Source organism: Propionispora sp. 2/2-37, from assembly GCF_001298735.1.
In the GTDB taxonomy this organism is placed as follows: domain Bacteria; phylum Bacillota; class Negativicutes; order Propionisporales; family Propionisporaceae; genus Propionispora.
Genome location: NZ_CYSP01000012.1, coordinates 1 through 14,103, shown reverse-complemented (window position 1 = coordinate 14,103; position 14,103 = coordinate 1). Strand labels below are relative to the sequence as shown.

Sequence of the window (14,103 nt, the reverse complement as noted above, 5' to 3'; positions counted from 1 at the left end):
GTAAGCTATGAAAGACGAAATTATTTCTAAAATCGAGAACTTTGTTACTACTTCGGGACATAATAAGTTACCAGATACAGCGATAAAAATATATAATTTGCCGCGAATTGGATTTGCCGATGTAAACAATGAGCTTTTTGGCAGCTATAAGCAGAAAATAGGCTCTTTTCATTTAACTCCTAAAGAATGGTTTAAGGCCGAATTTGAGGATTCATTACCTAACGGAACCGTTATATGCTGGATACTTCCATTTACCGAAACCATTTTGAAAAGTAACTACTTGGAGAGAGCGTTTCCCTCGAAAGAGTGGGCTCAGGCCAGATTTTATGGGGAGCAGTTTAATAATATGCTCAGAGAATTTGTCGTCGGTCTAATAACTAAAATTGGGTATCGTACGGTTGCACCCGCTTTGAGTTCAAATTGGCAGAGAGTTTATGTAGATGACATCGGACATGCGTCGACCTGGTCCGAAAGACACGCGGCTTATGCCACCGGTTTAGGAACATTTAGCTTAACCGATGCACTGATAACTGAATGTGGAATGGCAGTGCGTGTTGGAAGTGTGATTACTGAATTAGTGTTGGAGCCTTCCCCGTTTCTATATAAAGGAATTCATGATAATTGTCTGCATTACAACTCAAATAGTTGCGGAGCTTGCATCCGTAGATGTCCGGCCGGAGCTATTTCGTTAAACGGTCACAATAAAGATTTATGCTTTGAGTACACCCGTAGAAAAGTTATGCCGGCGGTTAATGAAGCCTATGGGGTTACGACGCCAAGCTGTGGACTTTGTCAGACGAGGGTTCCCTGTGAAAGATCTATTCCCAAACTGCCAAAACTTAAATCTAAGTAATTTCATTTTTCCTTCACCGTGTGCCAATGGTTTGAGTCAGAAAAATACTATACAAAAAGTAGTAGGTGTACTCAAAGCTTGATAACTTATGAGTTAGATACCATTTATACGCTTGGGCTGAATTCTGTATTGCACAGATTTCAGCCCTTTTAATTTTATTTCCCAGATATTGAATTCATCAAGAATGAATTGACAAGCTGTCCTTTTTTACTTTTGCGGAAAAACAAGATTACAGTTTTTAAGATGAATTTTACTATAAAAGAGTGAAAAGTCAGACTATAATGTGATTGGTGAGGAGGGGAGCAGCTTGAAAATAGCCGGAGTGGATATAGGAACAACCGGATGTAAATGCAGTCTATATAGTAAAGACGGTAGCTTGATAAAAGAATGCTATCAGGAATATGTAATGGAAAAATGCCCGGAGCATGAGATTGACGGACGCATGGTTTGGGAATGCGTAAAAAAAGTCATTAAGGGTATTGCGAGTGAAGCTGCCAATCTGAAGGCAATCGGGGTAACTTCTTTTGGTGAGTCGGTTATTTTATTAGATGAAGCGGATGAGCCGCTTATGAATTCCATGCTGTATACGGACCCAAGGGGAGAGGCACAATGCGATAAGTTAGTTGCACATTTTGGCGCCCGTGACTTTGCGCGGATTACCGGCTTAAATCCCCATAAAATGTATAGTATACCTAAACTAATGTGGATTTCAGAAAATAGGACGGAAATCTATAATGCGGCAAAAAGAATCATGCAGTTTGGAGATTTTATTGTTTATATGTTAAGTGGCATAGCACAAATTGATTACTCCCTGGCAAGCAGAACCATGGCTTTTGACATTGTCAACTTGTGCTGGTCTAAGAAGATATTAGATTTTTCTAATGTACCACTTCAGAAATTATCAAAACCTGTACCGGCCGGAACAAAAGCAGGCAATATAAAACAGAATGTAGCTAGAGAGCTAGGCTTGCCGGGCAACATCGCGATTGTATCAGGGTGCCATGATCAGATTGCTGCCGCAGTCGGGGCAGGCGTACTAGAGCCTGGAATGGCGGTAGACGGCACAGGCACCGTGGAATGCATTACACCCGTATTCGATCATATTCCTGAAAATGACATGCTGTTTAAAGGCAGTTATTCCATTGTCCCTCATGTTGTTCCTAACTTTTACGTAAGCTATGCATTTTCGTTTACAGGGGGGGCACTTTTAAAATGGTACCGCGATAAGCTGGCAGCTCTGGAAGCACAAGCCGCACAAGTGCAGGGTATGAGTGCGTATGAATATTTTAATCGGCAGCTTGCAGACGATCCGTCCGGTCTGCTGGTTCTGCCGCATTTTTCCGGAGCAGCGACGCCGTATATGGACAGTCTTTCCAAAGGCGCAATTATTGGGTTAACAATTGAAACTACTTCTATTGATATTTATCGGGCACTAATGGAAGGCGTTACATATGAAATGCGTTTGAATATGGAATGGCTAAAAGAGGCCGGAATTGAAATAAAAGAACTACGGGCAACCGGGGGAGGAGCCAGGTCCTCTTTTTGGCTTCAGATGAAAGCCGATGTTCTTAATATTCCGGTAACGGCATTAGCTGCCGAAGAAGCAGGTACGGTAGGATCAATTATGCTGGCGGGTGTTGCCTGCGGTGTATATCAAAATTTGCAAGAAGCAAGTGATATGTTTGTGAAGTTACGAAAAACGTACTATCCGTGTCCGGAGAAAACCGAGAAGTATACGGAACTATATCATAAATATAAAAAAGTTTATCAGGCAGTTAAAGCCATTTTAAATTAGGAGGAATCATAATATGAAAAAGTTAACTTTTGCGCTCTACTTTGGCAATAGGGGATTTTTTCCGGAAAGCTTAATTGCAGGTGCCCGAGCGGAGGTAGCTCAAGCTGTACGGAAAGCAGGATATGACTGCATCTTGTTGGATGATTCGGCCACACGCTACGGTGCAGTGGAAAGCCGCGAGGAAGGAAGAATTTATGCTAAGTGGCTGAAAGAGAACGAAGGAAAGTACGATGGTGTCATTCTCTCTTTACCAAATTTTGGAGATGAAAATGGGGCCATCGAGGCTCTGGAAAAAGCGGGTGTCCCTATTTTACTGCAGGCATACCCTGACGAAATAGGAAATATGGATTTTGATCATAGAAGAGATGCATATTGCGGAAAGTTTAGTATCGCTGATGTATTTCACCAATACGGGGTACCTTTTACCATGCTTGAACCCCATGTAGTGCATCCCGCGACAGAAGCGTTTCAGCAAAACTTGCAGGATTTTGCAGCCATTTGCCGGGTTGTTAATGGTATGAGACGTTTTCGAATCGGCTGTATCGGAGCAAGGACCTCGAAGTTTAAAACGGTTCGCTTCGATGAAATTACGCTGCAAAAATATGGTATTACGGTCGATACCTTTGATTTGTCGGAGCTCATTTATAAGGTCAATCAGATTTCGGATACTGCGTCGGCGGTTATAGAAAAGAAGGATAACCTTTCTACATATACTGATTTCAGCAAAGTTCCGGATGACAAATTTACGACTTTGGCAAGAATTAGTGTAGTATTAGACGAATATATAGCGGAATATCAGCTGGATGCGTTAACACTGCGCTGCTGGGAGGAAATGCAAAGTATTCTTGGTGTTTCACCCTGTGTACTGCTTAGTGAACTAAATGACCGGGGCTTTGTCGCATCCTGTGAAATCGACTTGTGTTCGGCCATCAATATGTATTCCATGCAGCTTGCCTCGGAGCAGCCTGCAGCTTGTCTTGATTGGAATAACAATTATGGTGACGATTCGGACAAAGTGATTTTGTTTCACTGCGGACCGGTGGCGCAGCGCTTAATGAAGGCAAAGGGCACCGTCACAGATCATAAAATGTTTGCTAAGGCTAATCCGGGTTCCGGCTGGGGGAGCAACGAAGGCCGAATTAAAGCCTTCCCTATGACGTTTTCTAGCTGTAAAACTGAGGACGGAAAACTTACTTTTTATGTCGGGACAGGTGAATTTACCGAAGATGATATTGAACAGGAGTTTTTTGGCTGTGGCGGTGTAGCTCATATCGAGAATTTGCAGCCCAAACTAGTAAAATTAGGGCAAAACGGTTTTAGACATCATACCGCTGTCGGTGTTGGCCATATGGATAGCGTGTTGAAGGAAGCGTTCGCATACTATCTGAAATATGACTTAATCGACATTAATTGATTGGTGGGGGCAACATGAAAAAGCAATATGTCGGTCACCCTTCACAAGTGTACGGAGTTGAAGAACACCGCTTAATCGGCGGTAAAGGGGACGGGATGAGATTATTTCAAGTGAAAAACGGTGCAGGCTTAGAATTTACTGTTTCGGCCGATCGTTGCGCTGATATTTCCCGTTTATCCTTCAAGGGGGATAATTTCGGCTATTTTTCCCCTTGCGGTTACGTTGGGCCGCAGTATTACGACAATAAAGGCAGTGGTTTTTTAAAATCGTTTACCGCAGGCTTTTTAACTACCTGCGGCTTAACGGCTGTTGGCAATCCCTGTCATGATGAAGGAGAAGATCTACCTTTACATGGAGATGTCGCCAATATACCGGCCGAACAAATTTATGCTGCAGTAAATCAAAAAGAGATTCAGATTCATGCGAGGGTGAGGGCAGCAGCGCTATTTTCCAGTAAATTGGTGCTTGATCGAACGATTTGTTGTCCTATAGAAAGAAACTATATTACCATTGCCGATACAATTGAAAACCTGGGGGACAAAAGGGTACCGTTAATGTTTTTGTACCACACGAATATCGGGTATCCCTTATTAAGTGAAAATGCCCAACTATTTATTCCGTCAATCCAGGTAGTTCCCCGTAATGATCACGCCGCAAAGGCCATTGATTCATGGCATGAGATGCTGACGCCCCAGGAGGGATTTGAAGAAGAATGCTACTATCATTCGTTTGCAAAAGAAGGCCTGGCAGCCATTTTCAACCCAGATATCGGCAAAGGGGTCTCGTTACATTTTGATACGCAAAAACTTGACCACTTTATTGAGTGGAAGATGATGGGCTATCAAGATTATGTGCTTGGTTTAGAGCCGGGAAATTGTCATGCCGACGGACGTAACGCAATGCGGGAGCAAAACAGGCTGAAATTTATTAAGTCAGGCGAGACTGTTGCATACTCGCTGACAATTAGAATAATCGAAAACCTGACACAATGGAAAAGCGTATCTGACTGCAGGAGGAGTTTATATGCTGGCAACCCTTAATGAAGTCTTAGTAATTGCGGCCCGGAAGACTATAAGAATGACAATTGGCAAGGGTATCCGTAAAATTAATTACTATTCCTATATGGCCCGAGAAGGTGTTTTTGCGGCTGATGCCCTTTTAAAAGAAAAGAATATTACGTTCTATCATGATGTGGCGCTTGCGGCAGCCACTGCAATGGAAAATGATGCAGCGCGGGCTATGAAAGTGTTTTATAGCAAGTAGAGGGGGATTAATGCCATAAATCTTTTGTAAAAACGTCCTCTTGGAAAATACTGAGAAAAGTGTTATGATAGGAAAAAATTAATAGAAATCGGATGCTAAGCAGGAGGGGGAATTGTGTCTCTAGGATATAAGGCAGAACAGCTTTACGAGGTAATGCGTAACTTCCATGTTATAACTGGAATTAGAATGGTTATATTTGATGATGAGTATAATGAAATTACCGCTTATCCAGAGACACATTGCCCTGTTTGTGATTGTTTGCAGAGTCATCCGGAAATAAGAAAAGAATGCTTAAAAAGTAATGCACATTCTTTTAATTCCTGTAAAATAAGCAAGGAGCCTCTAATTTACCAGTGCCATGCCGGACTATACGAAGCAACGGCTCCTTTGGTTGATAATGGGATTGTTATTGGCTATATTATGATGGGGCAAATTTTAAACAATGAAAACAGGGAACAGGCGGCAGTAAAGCTGCAAAGCTTGAGCGAACGCTACCATTTAGCTGTTGATGTTGTTGCTTGCATTAAGCAAATGAATTTGCACAACAATGAGCAAATTCTAGCGGCAGCCAAGATAATGGAATTTTGTACATTATATATACTGACAAAAGATATTATTAAAATAGAAAAAGACCGGTTTATTTACCAGCTAAATTATTATATTGAGCAGCATATCAGTGAAGATATTTCAGTTGACAGGTTATGCCGGTACTTTAAAATGAGCAGGGCTCAGATGTATAAGATATCCTCGCATTATCTGGGAAGCGGTATTAGCGAATATATTAGAAACCGGCGTATTGAAAAGGCAAAGTATTTACTGAAAAACACTACCTATCGCGTAGCAGATATTGCTGGGTTAGTTGGTTTTGAAGATTATAACTACTTTTGTCGTATTTTCAAAAAAATAGTGAGTATACCTGCTAAAAAATATAGGTACAGATAATAACTAATATGTGAAAAAGCAGCCTTCAAGGCTGCTCTACTTTTTTCAATATGCCATGGGAGTTTGCATAAATCAGGATGCTACTGCGACAGCTGTGTTAATCTGGACGAATACTCTGTTCGAAAGTTCTGTCCACATATCTTAGCATGGATTGCCTAAGCGTTTATAGAAGCGAAAGAACAATCATGACAAGCTTGGCACAGGAGAATGGATGAAAGCAACTTTCGCAATAATCGTCACCTGACTCGTAGGACAATGAATCTGTCACTTTGTCCCATGTTATAACGAAAACTTTTTAACTGCGTTTTGAAGTGCATCTGCGGTGTTACCCAGCACTTGTTGTACCTCTTCGATAGCAGCAACTTGGTGTTGTGTGGCTACAGAAACCTGCGTTGTTTGAGTTGCAGTGTTTTTGCCCATGGATTCAATATCTTGGACAGCAGACAAGATGTTCTGGCTATTCATTGCAATAGTTTCTATAGAAGCAGTGATACCTTGAATTTGGCCGGATACTTGATTAGTCATGGCAATAATCTCATTAAACGTACCGCCAACACTGCTAACCATAGAGACTTCCAGCTTGACTACATCGCTGCTTTGGTTCATTGCTACAACAGCGTTATGGGTATCTGCCTGTATTTCGGCGATTAAGCCGCCAATTTGCTTGGCTGCGATTTGCGATTGTTCAGCCAGCTTTCGCACTTCATCAGCTACAACAGCAAAACCGCGTCCTTGCTCGCCGGCGCGAGCCGCTTCAATAGCCGCATTCAATGCTAATAAATTGGTTTGACTGGCAATTCCTGAAATAGTATCAAGAATTTGGCCAACTTCTTTAGAACGCTCGTCTAATTTTGTTACAAGTCTTGCGGAGTCGGCAACATTTGCCTCAAGATTCTGCATTTGAGCAACGGCTTCATCAATTGATTTTCCGCTATCTACGGCTGATTGAGCAGTTTTTTCCGAAACCGAAGCAACAAGTGTCGAATCAGCAGCAATTTGTTGAATGTTGGCAACGATCTCGCTGACAAGCGCTGTGGTTTTATTAAGAGTAGCCACCTGTTCGTTGACTGATTGGGAGATATTAGAGATTGCGTCTGACACTTGCCCTGCTGTAACTTCAGATTGTGCCGCACAAGCGGTTAATTGCTCCGAAGACGAGGAAACTGCTTTAGCTGTAACTAATACTTTTCCAAGCAATTCTTTTAGTCCGCTAACCATTGCATTGAAATTTTGCGCCAGCTTGCCGATTTCATCATTTTGCTGGTTGTTTATTTCAATGTTCAAGTTGCCGTTTTTAATAGTTTCTGTGGCTTCTACCAATTGTATAATAGGTTTGGCTACTCGATTAGAGACAAATACACTGATGATAACGACCACCAGAATAGTAAACAATAAAATAGCCAGATTTGTCAGCAATAGACTATTATTTTTGGCAGTATATTCATCGAAAGATTTTTCCATACAAATAATCCAGCGTGTTTTCGGGTCATATACATAATTGACCAGCTTGCGGACACCATCATCCCCAATGATTTCTTCCCTGCCGCTTTGACCTTTCATCGCTTTTTGGACAAAGGGCAACTGACTCATGTCTTTACGTTCGTTTGACACCTGTTCATTGGGATGGGCGGTAATTTTTCCATCCTGGTCAAGTATGTAGGCGGTAACGCCGTTTTGCGACCGCTTTACAACTACGTCTTTAAGAAAAGCGAGATTAATAGAAGCCTGCAAAACACCGGTCACCGTTCCGTTAGCCGAGTGTATTGGTGTGGCTATAGCAATCACAGGTTTACCATCTGTCTTACTAATCAATACTTCAGAAACTACTTCATCTTTTCCTTTTAGAGCTTCTTGATAAAAAGTCCGGTCGCCTACCTTTATCAACCTGGCGTTGTCGCCTCTAACAAGCTGATTACCTTTATCATCATCGACAGTCATGGCAAGTGAAGTAAATACCTTTTGCGTGTCACCCAGTAGTTGGCTGGCAGTCGGAAGATCGTAATTTCTTATCGGGGCGGTTTGGGCAACTCCTCTAAGTACCTCAAGGTGTTTGTTAAGATAAGTTTGGATTTCGGATTGTAAAACTTCGGTCTCACTGGAACTAAGCGAGTAAAAGTCGTCTTTTAGAGTATTGTTAAATAGTGAAAAGGAGAATAGGGAAGCTCCGATTAGTGGGACGCAACTAATAATCAATAATAAAATAATGAACTTTTTCTTCATCAATTCATTCGCTCCTTGTCCAATTATGGATATTAATCAATAGGGCTTGTTCATCATCGCTTGAATAAACTCAACCCATTTACTAGAAGTGCCACCAAACCGCCGGCAATGAGCGGACCGACAGGCAGACCGCGAAAGAAGCAAACACCGATAATCGTGCCGACAACCAGGGCCGTTACTGTTTCCGGTGAATCCTTCATAAAAATGACTCCCTGGCCGGCAACCCAGGCTAGGAAAACCCCAATCACAACCGCTAGAAGTCCAACCGGAGCTTTAAAGATAGCCAGGACTTCGTTCATAGCGATACGCCCTTGCGCAACAGGACTTAGGACAGCAATTGTCAGAATGATAATGCCAATATTAATTCCGTGCTTGTCTATAACCTGAAAATAATTTTCAAGGCCTAATTGGGGAATAAGTAACAGCACCAATGCAGCCACAGATACCGTATGGTTATTACCGATAATAGATAATGCCAATATAATTAATAGAGGAATGTTGTCCCAATTCATTTATTCACATCCTTGCCATGGTTTTTTCAGCATTCGAATATTCCGTCAATCGTACGCTACTTTGCTTCAGATTGCTCATTATACCTTTTCAGACAAATAGTATCAAAAGTATCCCACCTCAACCGGGTAATACAATCGGACCAGACAGCTTCCTGTTTCCCGAGAAACTCCAATCTTTCAAATACTTCTTGGGTAATCCGGTCTTTTTTGATCACGACAACACCAGTATCATCAGCAACAATAATTCCTCCGTCCAGTTCCTGTTTACGTCTGTTATAATATTCCTCATCGAAACCGGTATCTGTGTTGATACAACCGATTGGCGACCGGCCATAAGACCAGATCGGATACTTTTCTTTGATGAGTTGTTGAACGTCGCGTATCAACCCGCTAACGACGATTCCCTTGGCCTGACGATAGGAAAATATATATTTTGCAACAAGATCACCAAAAATTGCTTTACCGTCGCAATTAACCGCGTCAATATAAACCACAGCGTCTTTAGGTGTATTGCGGGCATAATTATGTACATGATAATTCGAACCGTTAAACGCAGGAATATAGTGGATGATTCCCGCTACTCTGCTTCCAGGCAATAAAACTTGTAATTTGGGATCCAACTCTCCGGTTTTATACATGGCATCGGCTACTTCAGTTGTACTCATTCCGTTAGACTGAATATACTCCAGTATTTTTTTCTGCAATACGGCTAGCTCCATCTTCTCAACACTCCTTGGGATGGTCGGTTTATATGCAGAAAAATACGTAATCCAACACCACTTGACATATCTTATCCCTCCGTTTTTATTTTCTATTAATAATTATTATTGAACCGAAAGAATAAAAACCAGCCTCATAGCTGGTTTATGAGGCGTTTGGCAGTGAGTACCAAACGGCAACCTGGCAATCATAGGCATTTTTTGCCTTTAGATCCATAGCTTTGCGTCCTTACCTTTCGATAAGTTTGCCAAATATGTATTTTTTTACATTAAAAGCCTATAACTTCTAATAATTGACACTATTTGCTAAAATAATAGCATGGATTTCCATACCATGTCTATGAATGTTAACAAACCTTAATAGGATTTTTAAGATGATTTACATGGACTTACCGGTGTAAAGCAGTAGAGTTCATAATCAAAGTCAACTATTGTATCAACAGGCATCCAGTGATACAGACCCGCCTTTTGCTGTGCATTAATATAAGAAGTAAAAAACCGTCCCCGATGACTTATTAGCGCATGATTGCCAACATTTTCGCTTGACTTAACAAAGCAGGCGCCGAAAGACAATGTTTTCCTTAAGTTTACAGATAGGAGGATTGAGGAAGATAATCGTCGAAACTGTAAGTAAAGTATTTGACAGGGGAGATTTCGCGTGCTCGTTTGGAAAAGACTATTCCTGCTATTTCTGCTTCTGAACCTAATGGTTGTTCCTGTACTGGCTGCAGAAGCCCCCTTCGGCCAATTCGCTCAAAGACAGCAACTGATCGGATACTGGGAACTAGTTCCTATCCATCCAGACTTAGTAAACAATCCTAAGTTCAATCCAGGATCCTCGCCCTATCAATGGTTCGCCTTTTATGACGGCGGCCAAATGGTAGCGATAAAAACCAGCGATCCGCTTCGTAGGGTAACTCCCAAGGAGCTAGACGGCATCCTGAAAAACTTCCCGAATCAGGTATCATCCTTTAGCTTCAGGAATGGGTTTGTGACAGTATCCGGGCAAGGTACAGCCGCTTCGGATGAACTCTGGGGCGTAAATGTCATAACAAGAAAAGTCGTACTTGGTAAAGTCGAGTTTTTGCCTGGAGACTTAATCATGTCGCTGGATGGTGGCGGCAAAGTAATTTCTTATCGACATTTACGGCGCATTTTCTTATCTGACTACGACGCTGATAAAAGTGAATCGCCCATAAAATCGCTCCCTGTTGCCGCTAAGGACGGTCAGACGATTTCTGCCGTGGAACGGGAGATAATACGTGCCCTTGTACCATATTTCACAGCTGTCAGCGAGAAAGACGCCACTACGATGAAGAAGCTCTTTCCCGAATTACGAAACCGATCTGACGACCAACTTCGCTCACTCCCGGTAAAGAATTATACTCTCCACGGATTGGAGGACGTCAGCTACGACGGAAGCAGGCTGCGGGCCGTAGCAATTTACTCTTTCGAAATTGAAAAGCCTGACACGGTTGGCAGAAATATCGTTGCGGCAAGTGCAGATGTCCACTTGGCCCTGAAAAACGGGTCGTGGGTTATTGTTGGATGGTTTCCGCGTGATTCTGACATGACAGATATGGAATATTTCCAAAACATCTTCTCGCGGCAGGAAAAAGCTGAAAAACGATACGGCACCACTGACCTAGCCAAATGGGACGGACTATAATCAATGGGGAAGCCCAGGAAAAACCGCTGAGTTACAAGCATGATATAAACATTTGGTATTGTGATGAAAAGAATAAAGAAAATACAGTAATGTTAAAGCAGTATATAGAACAAAATCAAGGCAATATAGTGGGTTATTTATTAAGTAACGAAACATGGATCAAACAGACTATGCCAATTGATCCTTCTTTGACCAAAGAACTTACAGCGGATGAAAAGGCCTCTGTTCGCATGGATATGTTGCAGTTAATGAGATCGGTGAAGTTGAGAAGGGAAACACCATCCTATAAATATATGGAAATAACTTTGGATAGTATGCAAATAAGTGATGTGATGGATGCAGCTGTTAAACTAAATAATGTGCAGGATAAGGACATGTTGAGTGCGGTTGCGCTAGGACGGCTTGGGTTGCTGGTTGCTGGCGATATAAAATATAATGTTAAAATTGATAAAGCGACTAAGACGGTAAAAGAAATAGAGATGGATTTGGCAGAACCGATCCGAAAGGGGGCAGGATTGTTTTTGGCGATAGCCAATCCAAGGGAAAAGAGTGAAATCGAAGATTTTTTAACAAAATCGACATTGAGTATGCAAGTAACGTATTCGAAATATAATCAAATAGATCCTATAGAGATTCCTCAAGATGTGCGAGACAGTGCAAAAGAAGTTAAACCGGCAGGTAAGGAAACTCCTAAAAAAAGCGAATAGATGCTATGCAACCAAGGGGGAACCCAGCTCATTGACTGTTTTGCCCCCTAAAATATTTGCTCTTTTTATACCGTTTGAGGTTTACATAAAAATAGGAATGCTGCCGCGACAGCTGTGTTAGTCTGGACAAATACTCTGCTCGAAGTGGAATATATTTTCCGGATCGTACTTGCGTTTAATTCTCATGAGTTCTTGATAATTGGTACCATAATACGCACATGGCCAGTCTTTGATAGAGAGGTCAGGCCAGTTAACGTAAGTTCCGTCCACATATCTTAGCATGGATTGCCTAAGCTTTTCTACCCAACAGATGTTTGGACATTCCTCATTATCCGCTTTCCATTGCGTTATATATTGCATAATATAGCTTGCTTCTCGATGAAAATAGGCTGTTCCATCCGGAGGAACCTCGCTGACTGCCCCTTTCAGGCTCTGAAACTGAATCGAATTATCGTTGTTGGGGGAAATCTCCATATAATAAAGCAAGGTACCGATTGCCTCATCAGATAAACTGCGATACACAAAAGCCCCTGTATTTTTGAATTTATGAGGACCCGGGCCACCGTCGAATTTTAATACTGCTTTAATGTATGGTATTGTTTGAACTTTAATTTGAATAGGTTTGCCGGCAGCAGTTAATGGTCTTAACAGGTAGTGTAGTTGGTTTTCAGAACCTAAAAATTCGCCAGATGAAGAAATACGTCCATCCTTTTTGGTGAATAGCTCTAGAATTGACGTTAATCGTTCATCGACAAATGGGGCCCAGTCTTGCCATGTTTTGATTACTTCCCTGGCATCTGACCAATCCCATGTGATAGTATAAACAGCAACATTGGAGATAGGATGAACCTTAAAAACAAATGATGTTACGATTCCAAAATTGCCGCCGCCCCCTCCACGGGAAGCCCAGAAAAGATCAGCATTAACGCACTGGTCAGCGTAGATGATTTCCCCTTGCGCATTGACCATCTGGATTGCCATCAAGTTGTCACAAAGCAAGCCCATTTTTCTTGTAAGCATGCCAAATCCACCACCCAGCGTAAGTCCGGAAATGCCCACAGTCGGACACGTTCCTCCTGGAATAGTAACACCCTTACGCCAGAGAGCCTTGTAAAGCGGAAGAAGGGTAGCTCCGGCCTGGATGGTTGCCATGCCCTTTCTTTTCTCAAGAAAAATTTTATCCATTTCGCTTACATCGATGACAATTCCCTGATTTAATAGGGAAAAAGCTTCATAACTATGCCCCCCACAACGAGCACGTAGCGGTGTATGGTTTTCCCTTGCCCATTGTACCGCATTGATTACATCCTGTGCCCTTTGGCAAAAAACAATAACGCAGGGATACTTCGAAAATCTCGTATTAAAATCCATACGGGCTTTCTCATAACCTGGATCATCTGGGAAAATAACTCGACCAGTAAGTCTCGTATTCGAGTTTGCCACTTTGGTACTTCACCTCACTACAACCTCTTACCTTATTATATAAATCTTAACTCCGGAAAGTATCAATAATATCTCTACGTGCATGTGGGAATATCTAAAAGTGTAATCGACCGGACGGCTTTAGGGGACAATGAACCCTGTCCCTTTTCACTGAAACATTGCTTTATCCGAAGGTTTTTTATGTATGTTTTTCCATAAGGAAACTCCTGCTAAATTTTATATTAATTGGGCAGGAGTTTTATAGTTTTTCCGGGAAAATGAAATAGACGATGGTTTTCATGAAGGATAGTGTAGATAATCACGTCCCTATGGCTACGATGAAGTTTTGGTACTTGCGATAAAAAATATAAAGGCCAAGGATAACCGGGTCTATTTGTCGTCGACCTTCAGTAGTGCAAAAATACCGGGAGATCGACGACAAATAGGCCGTTAGCCACAAAGCAGCATTGATGAGCCTTTAACGAATGTTCGACTGATCAGACCTGCTGATTTACAAGTGATTTTTTCATTAATAAAAATGAAAAGATACCTTGAATATACTGGGATTTTGATGGGTTGATAGACTA

12 protein-coding genes and 1 riboswitch are annotated in these 14,103 nt (G+C 41.8%); of the genes, 8 read left to right on the top strand and 4 right to left on the bottom strand.

Going from position 1 to position 14,103, the window contains the following annotated elements:
- Positions 1-7 precede the first annotated feature (7 nt).
- From P22_RS13405 to P22_RS13380, 6 genes are all read left to right on the top strand, one after another.
- Entirely contained in the window at positions 8-853 is an 846-nt protein-coding gene (locus tag P22_RS13405) for a hypothetical protein (RefSeq protein ID WP_054260764.1), read from the top strand.
- Between the two features lie 307 nt (positions 854-1,160).
- Positions 1,161-2,648 (top strand): FGGY-family carbohydrate kinase, encoded by a 1,488-nt coding sequence (locus P22_RS13400; RefSeq protein ID WP_054260763.1) that lies wholly within the window; start codon positions 1,161-1,163, stop codon positions 2,646-2,648.
- Between the two features lie 13 nt (positions 2,649-2,661).
- Positions 2,662-4,062: an L-fucose/L-arabinose isomerase family protein gene (locus tag P22_RS13395; protein WP_054260762.1), complete on the top strand. Its 1,401-nt coding sequence runs from the start codon at positions 2,662-2,664 to the stop codon at positions 4,060-4,062.
- A gap of 14 nt (positions 4,063-4,076) precedes the next feature.
- A complete protein-coding gene (locus tag P22_RS13390; RefSeq protein ID WP_054260761.1) occupies positions 4,077-5,102 on the top strand; it encodes an aldose 1-epimerase family protein in 1,026 nt (341 codons plus the stop codon).
- Positions 5,086-5,325 (top strand): hypothetical protein, encoded by a 240-nt coding sequence (locus tag P22_RS13385; protein ID WP_054260760.1) that lies wholly within the window; start codon positions 5,086-5,088, stop codon positions 5,323-5,325. The genes P22_RS13390 and P22_RS13385 overlap by 17 nt, the downstream gene beginning before the upstream one ends.
- 114 nt (positions 5,326-5,439) lie before the next feature.
- Positions 5,440-6,267, top strand: a complete 828-nt coding sequence (locus P22_RS13380) for a PocR ligand-binding domain-containing protein (RefSeq protein WP_054260759.1) — start codon at positions 5,440-5,442, stop codon at positions 6,265-6,267.
- 279 nt (positions 6,268-6,546) lie between these two features.
- Here P22_RS13380 and P22_RS13375 read toward each other — a convergent pair whose 3' ends face one another.
- From P22_RS13375 to P22_RS13365, 3 genes are read right to left on the bottom strand one after another with little or no spacing between them, the layout of a single operon-like run.
- A complete protein-coding gene (locus tag P22_RS13375; RefSeq protein ID WP_054260758.1) occupies positions 6,547-8,487 on the bottom strand; it encodes a methyl-accepting chemotaxis protein in 1,941 nt (646 codons plus the stop codon).
- Between the two features lie 53 nt (positions 8,488-8,540).
- Positions 8,541-8,999 (bottom strand): DUF441 domain-containing protein, encoded by a 459-nt coding sequence (locus P22_RS13370; RefSeq protein ID WP_054260757.1) that lies wholly within the window; start codon positions 8,997-8,999, stop codon positions 8,541-8,543.
- A 56-nt stretch (positions 9,000-9,055) separates the two neighbouring features.
- A complete protein-coding gene (locus tag P22_RS13365; protein ID WP_054260756.1) occupies positions 9,056-9,718 on the bottom strand; it encodes an RraA family protein in 663 nt (220 codons plus the stop codon).
- Positions 9,719-9,890: 172 nt separating this feature from the next.
- Positions 9,891-9,978, bottom strand: a riboswitch (cyclic di-GMP riboswitch).
- Positions 9,979-10,376: 398 nt separating this feature from the next.
- Here P22_RS13365 and P22_RS13360 point away from each other — a divergent pair.
- Complete coding sequence (locus P22_RS13360; RefSeq protein ID WP_054260755.1) at positions 10,377-11,387, top strand: hypothetical protein; 1,011 nt, start codon at positions 10,377-10,379, stop codon at positions 11,385-11,387.
- The gene (locus P22_RS13355; RefSeq protein ID WP_235814647.1) at positions 11,372-12,094 is read left to right on the top strand and encodes a DUF6612 family protein; all 723 of its coding nucleotides are present in this window, start codon (positions 11,372-11,374) and stop codon (positions 12,092-12,094) included. The genes P22_RS13360 and P22_RS13355 overlap by 16 nt, the downstream gene beginning before the upstream one ends.
- A 117-nt stretch (positions 12,095-12,211) precedes the next feature.
- Here P22_RS13355 and P22_RS13350 read toward each other — a convergent pair whose 3' ends face one another.
- A complete protein-coding gene (locus tag P22_RS13350; protein ID WP_054260754.1) occupies positions 12,212-13,537 on the bottom strand; it encodes an FAD-binding oxidoreductase in 1,326 nt (441 codons plus the stop codon).
- Positions 13,538-14,103: the final 566 nt, after the last annotated feature.

Bases quoted from the DNA above. Each gene is read 5' to 3' on its own strand.
- P22_RS13390 (WP_054260761.1), top strand. From the start codon at position 4,077: ATGAAAAAGCAATATGTCGGTCACCCTTCACAAGTGTACGGAGTTGAA.
- P22_RS13355 (WP_235814647.1), top strand. From the start codon at position 11,372: ATGGGACGGACTATAATCAATGGGGAAGCCCAGGAAAAACCGCTGAGT.
- P22_RS13385 (WP_054260760.1), top strand. From the start codon at position 5,086: ATGCTGGCAACCCTTAATGAAGTCTTAGTAATTGCGGCCCGGAAGACT.
- P22_RS13365 (WP_054260756.1), bottom strand. From the start codon at position 9,718: ATGGAGCTAGCCGTATTGCAGAAAAAAATACTGGAGTATATTCAGTCT.
- P22_RS13370 (WP_054260757.1), bottom strand. From the start codon at position 8,999: ATGAATTGGGACAACATTCCTCTATTAATTATATTGGCATTATCTATT.
- P22_RS13375 (WP_054260758.1), bottom strand. From the start codon at position 8,487: ATGAAGAAAAAGTTCATTATTTTATTATTGATTATTAGTTGCGTCCCA.
- P22_RS13395 (WP_054260762.1), top strand. From the start codon at position 2,662: ATGAAAAAGTTAACTTTTGCGCTCTACTTTGGCAATAGGGGATTTTTT.
- P22_RS13405 (WP_054260764.1), top strand. From the start codon at position 8: ATGAAAGACGAAATTATTTCTAAAATCGAGAACTTTGTTACTACTTCG.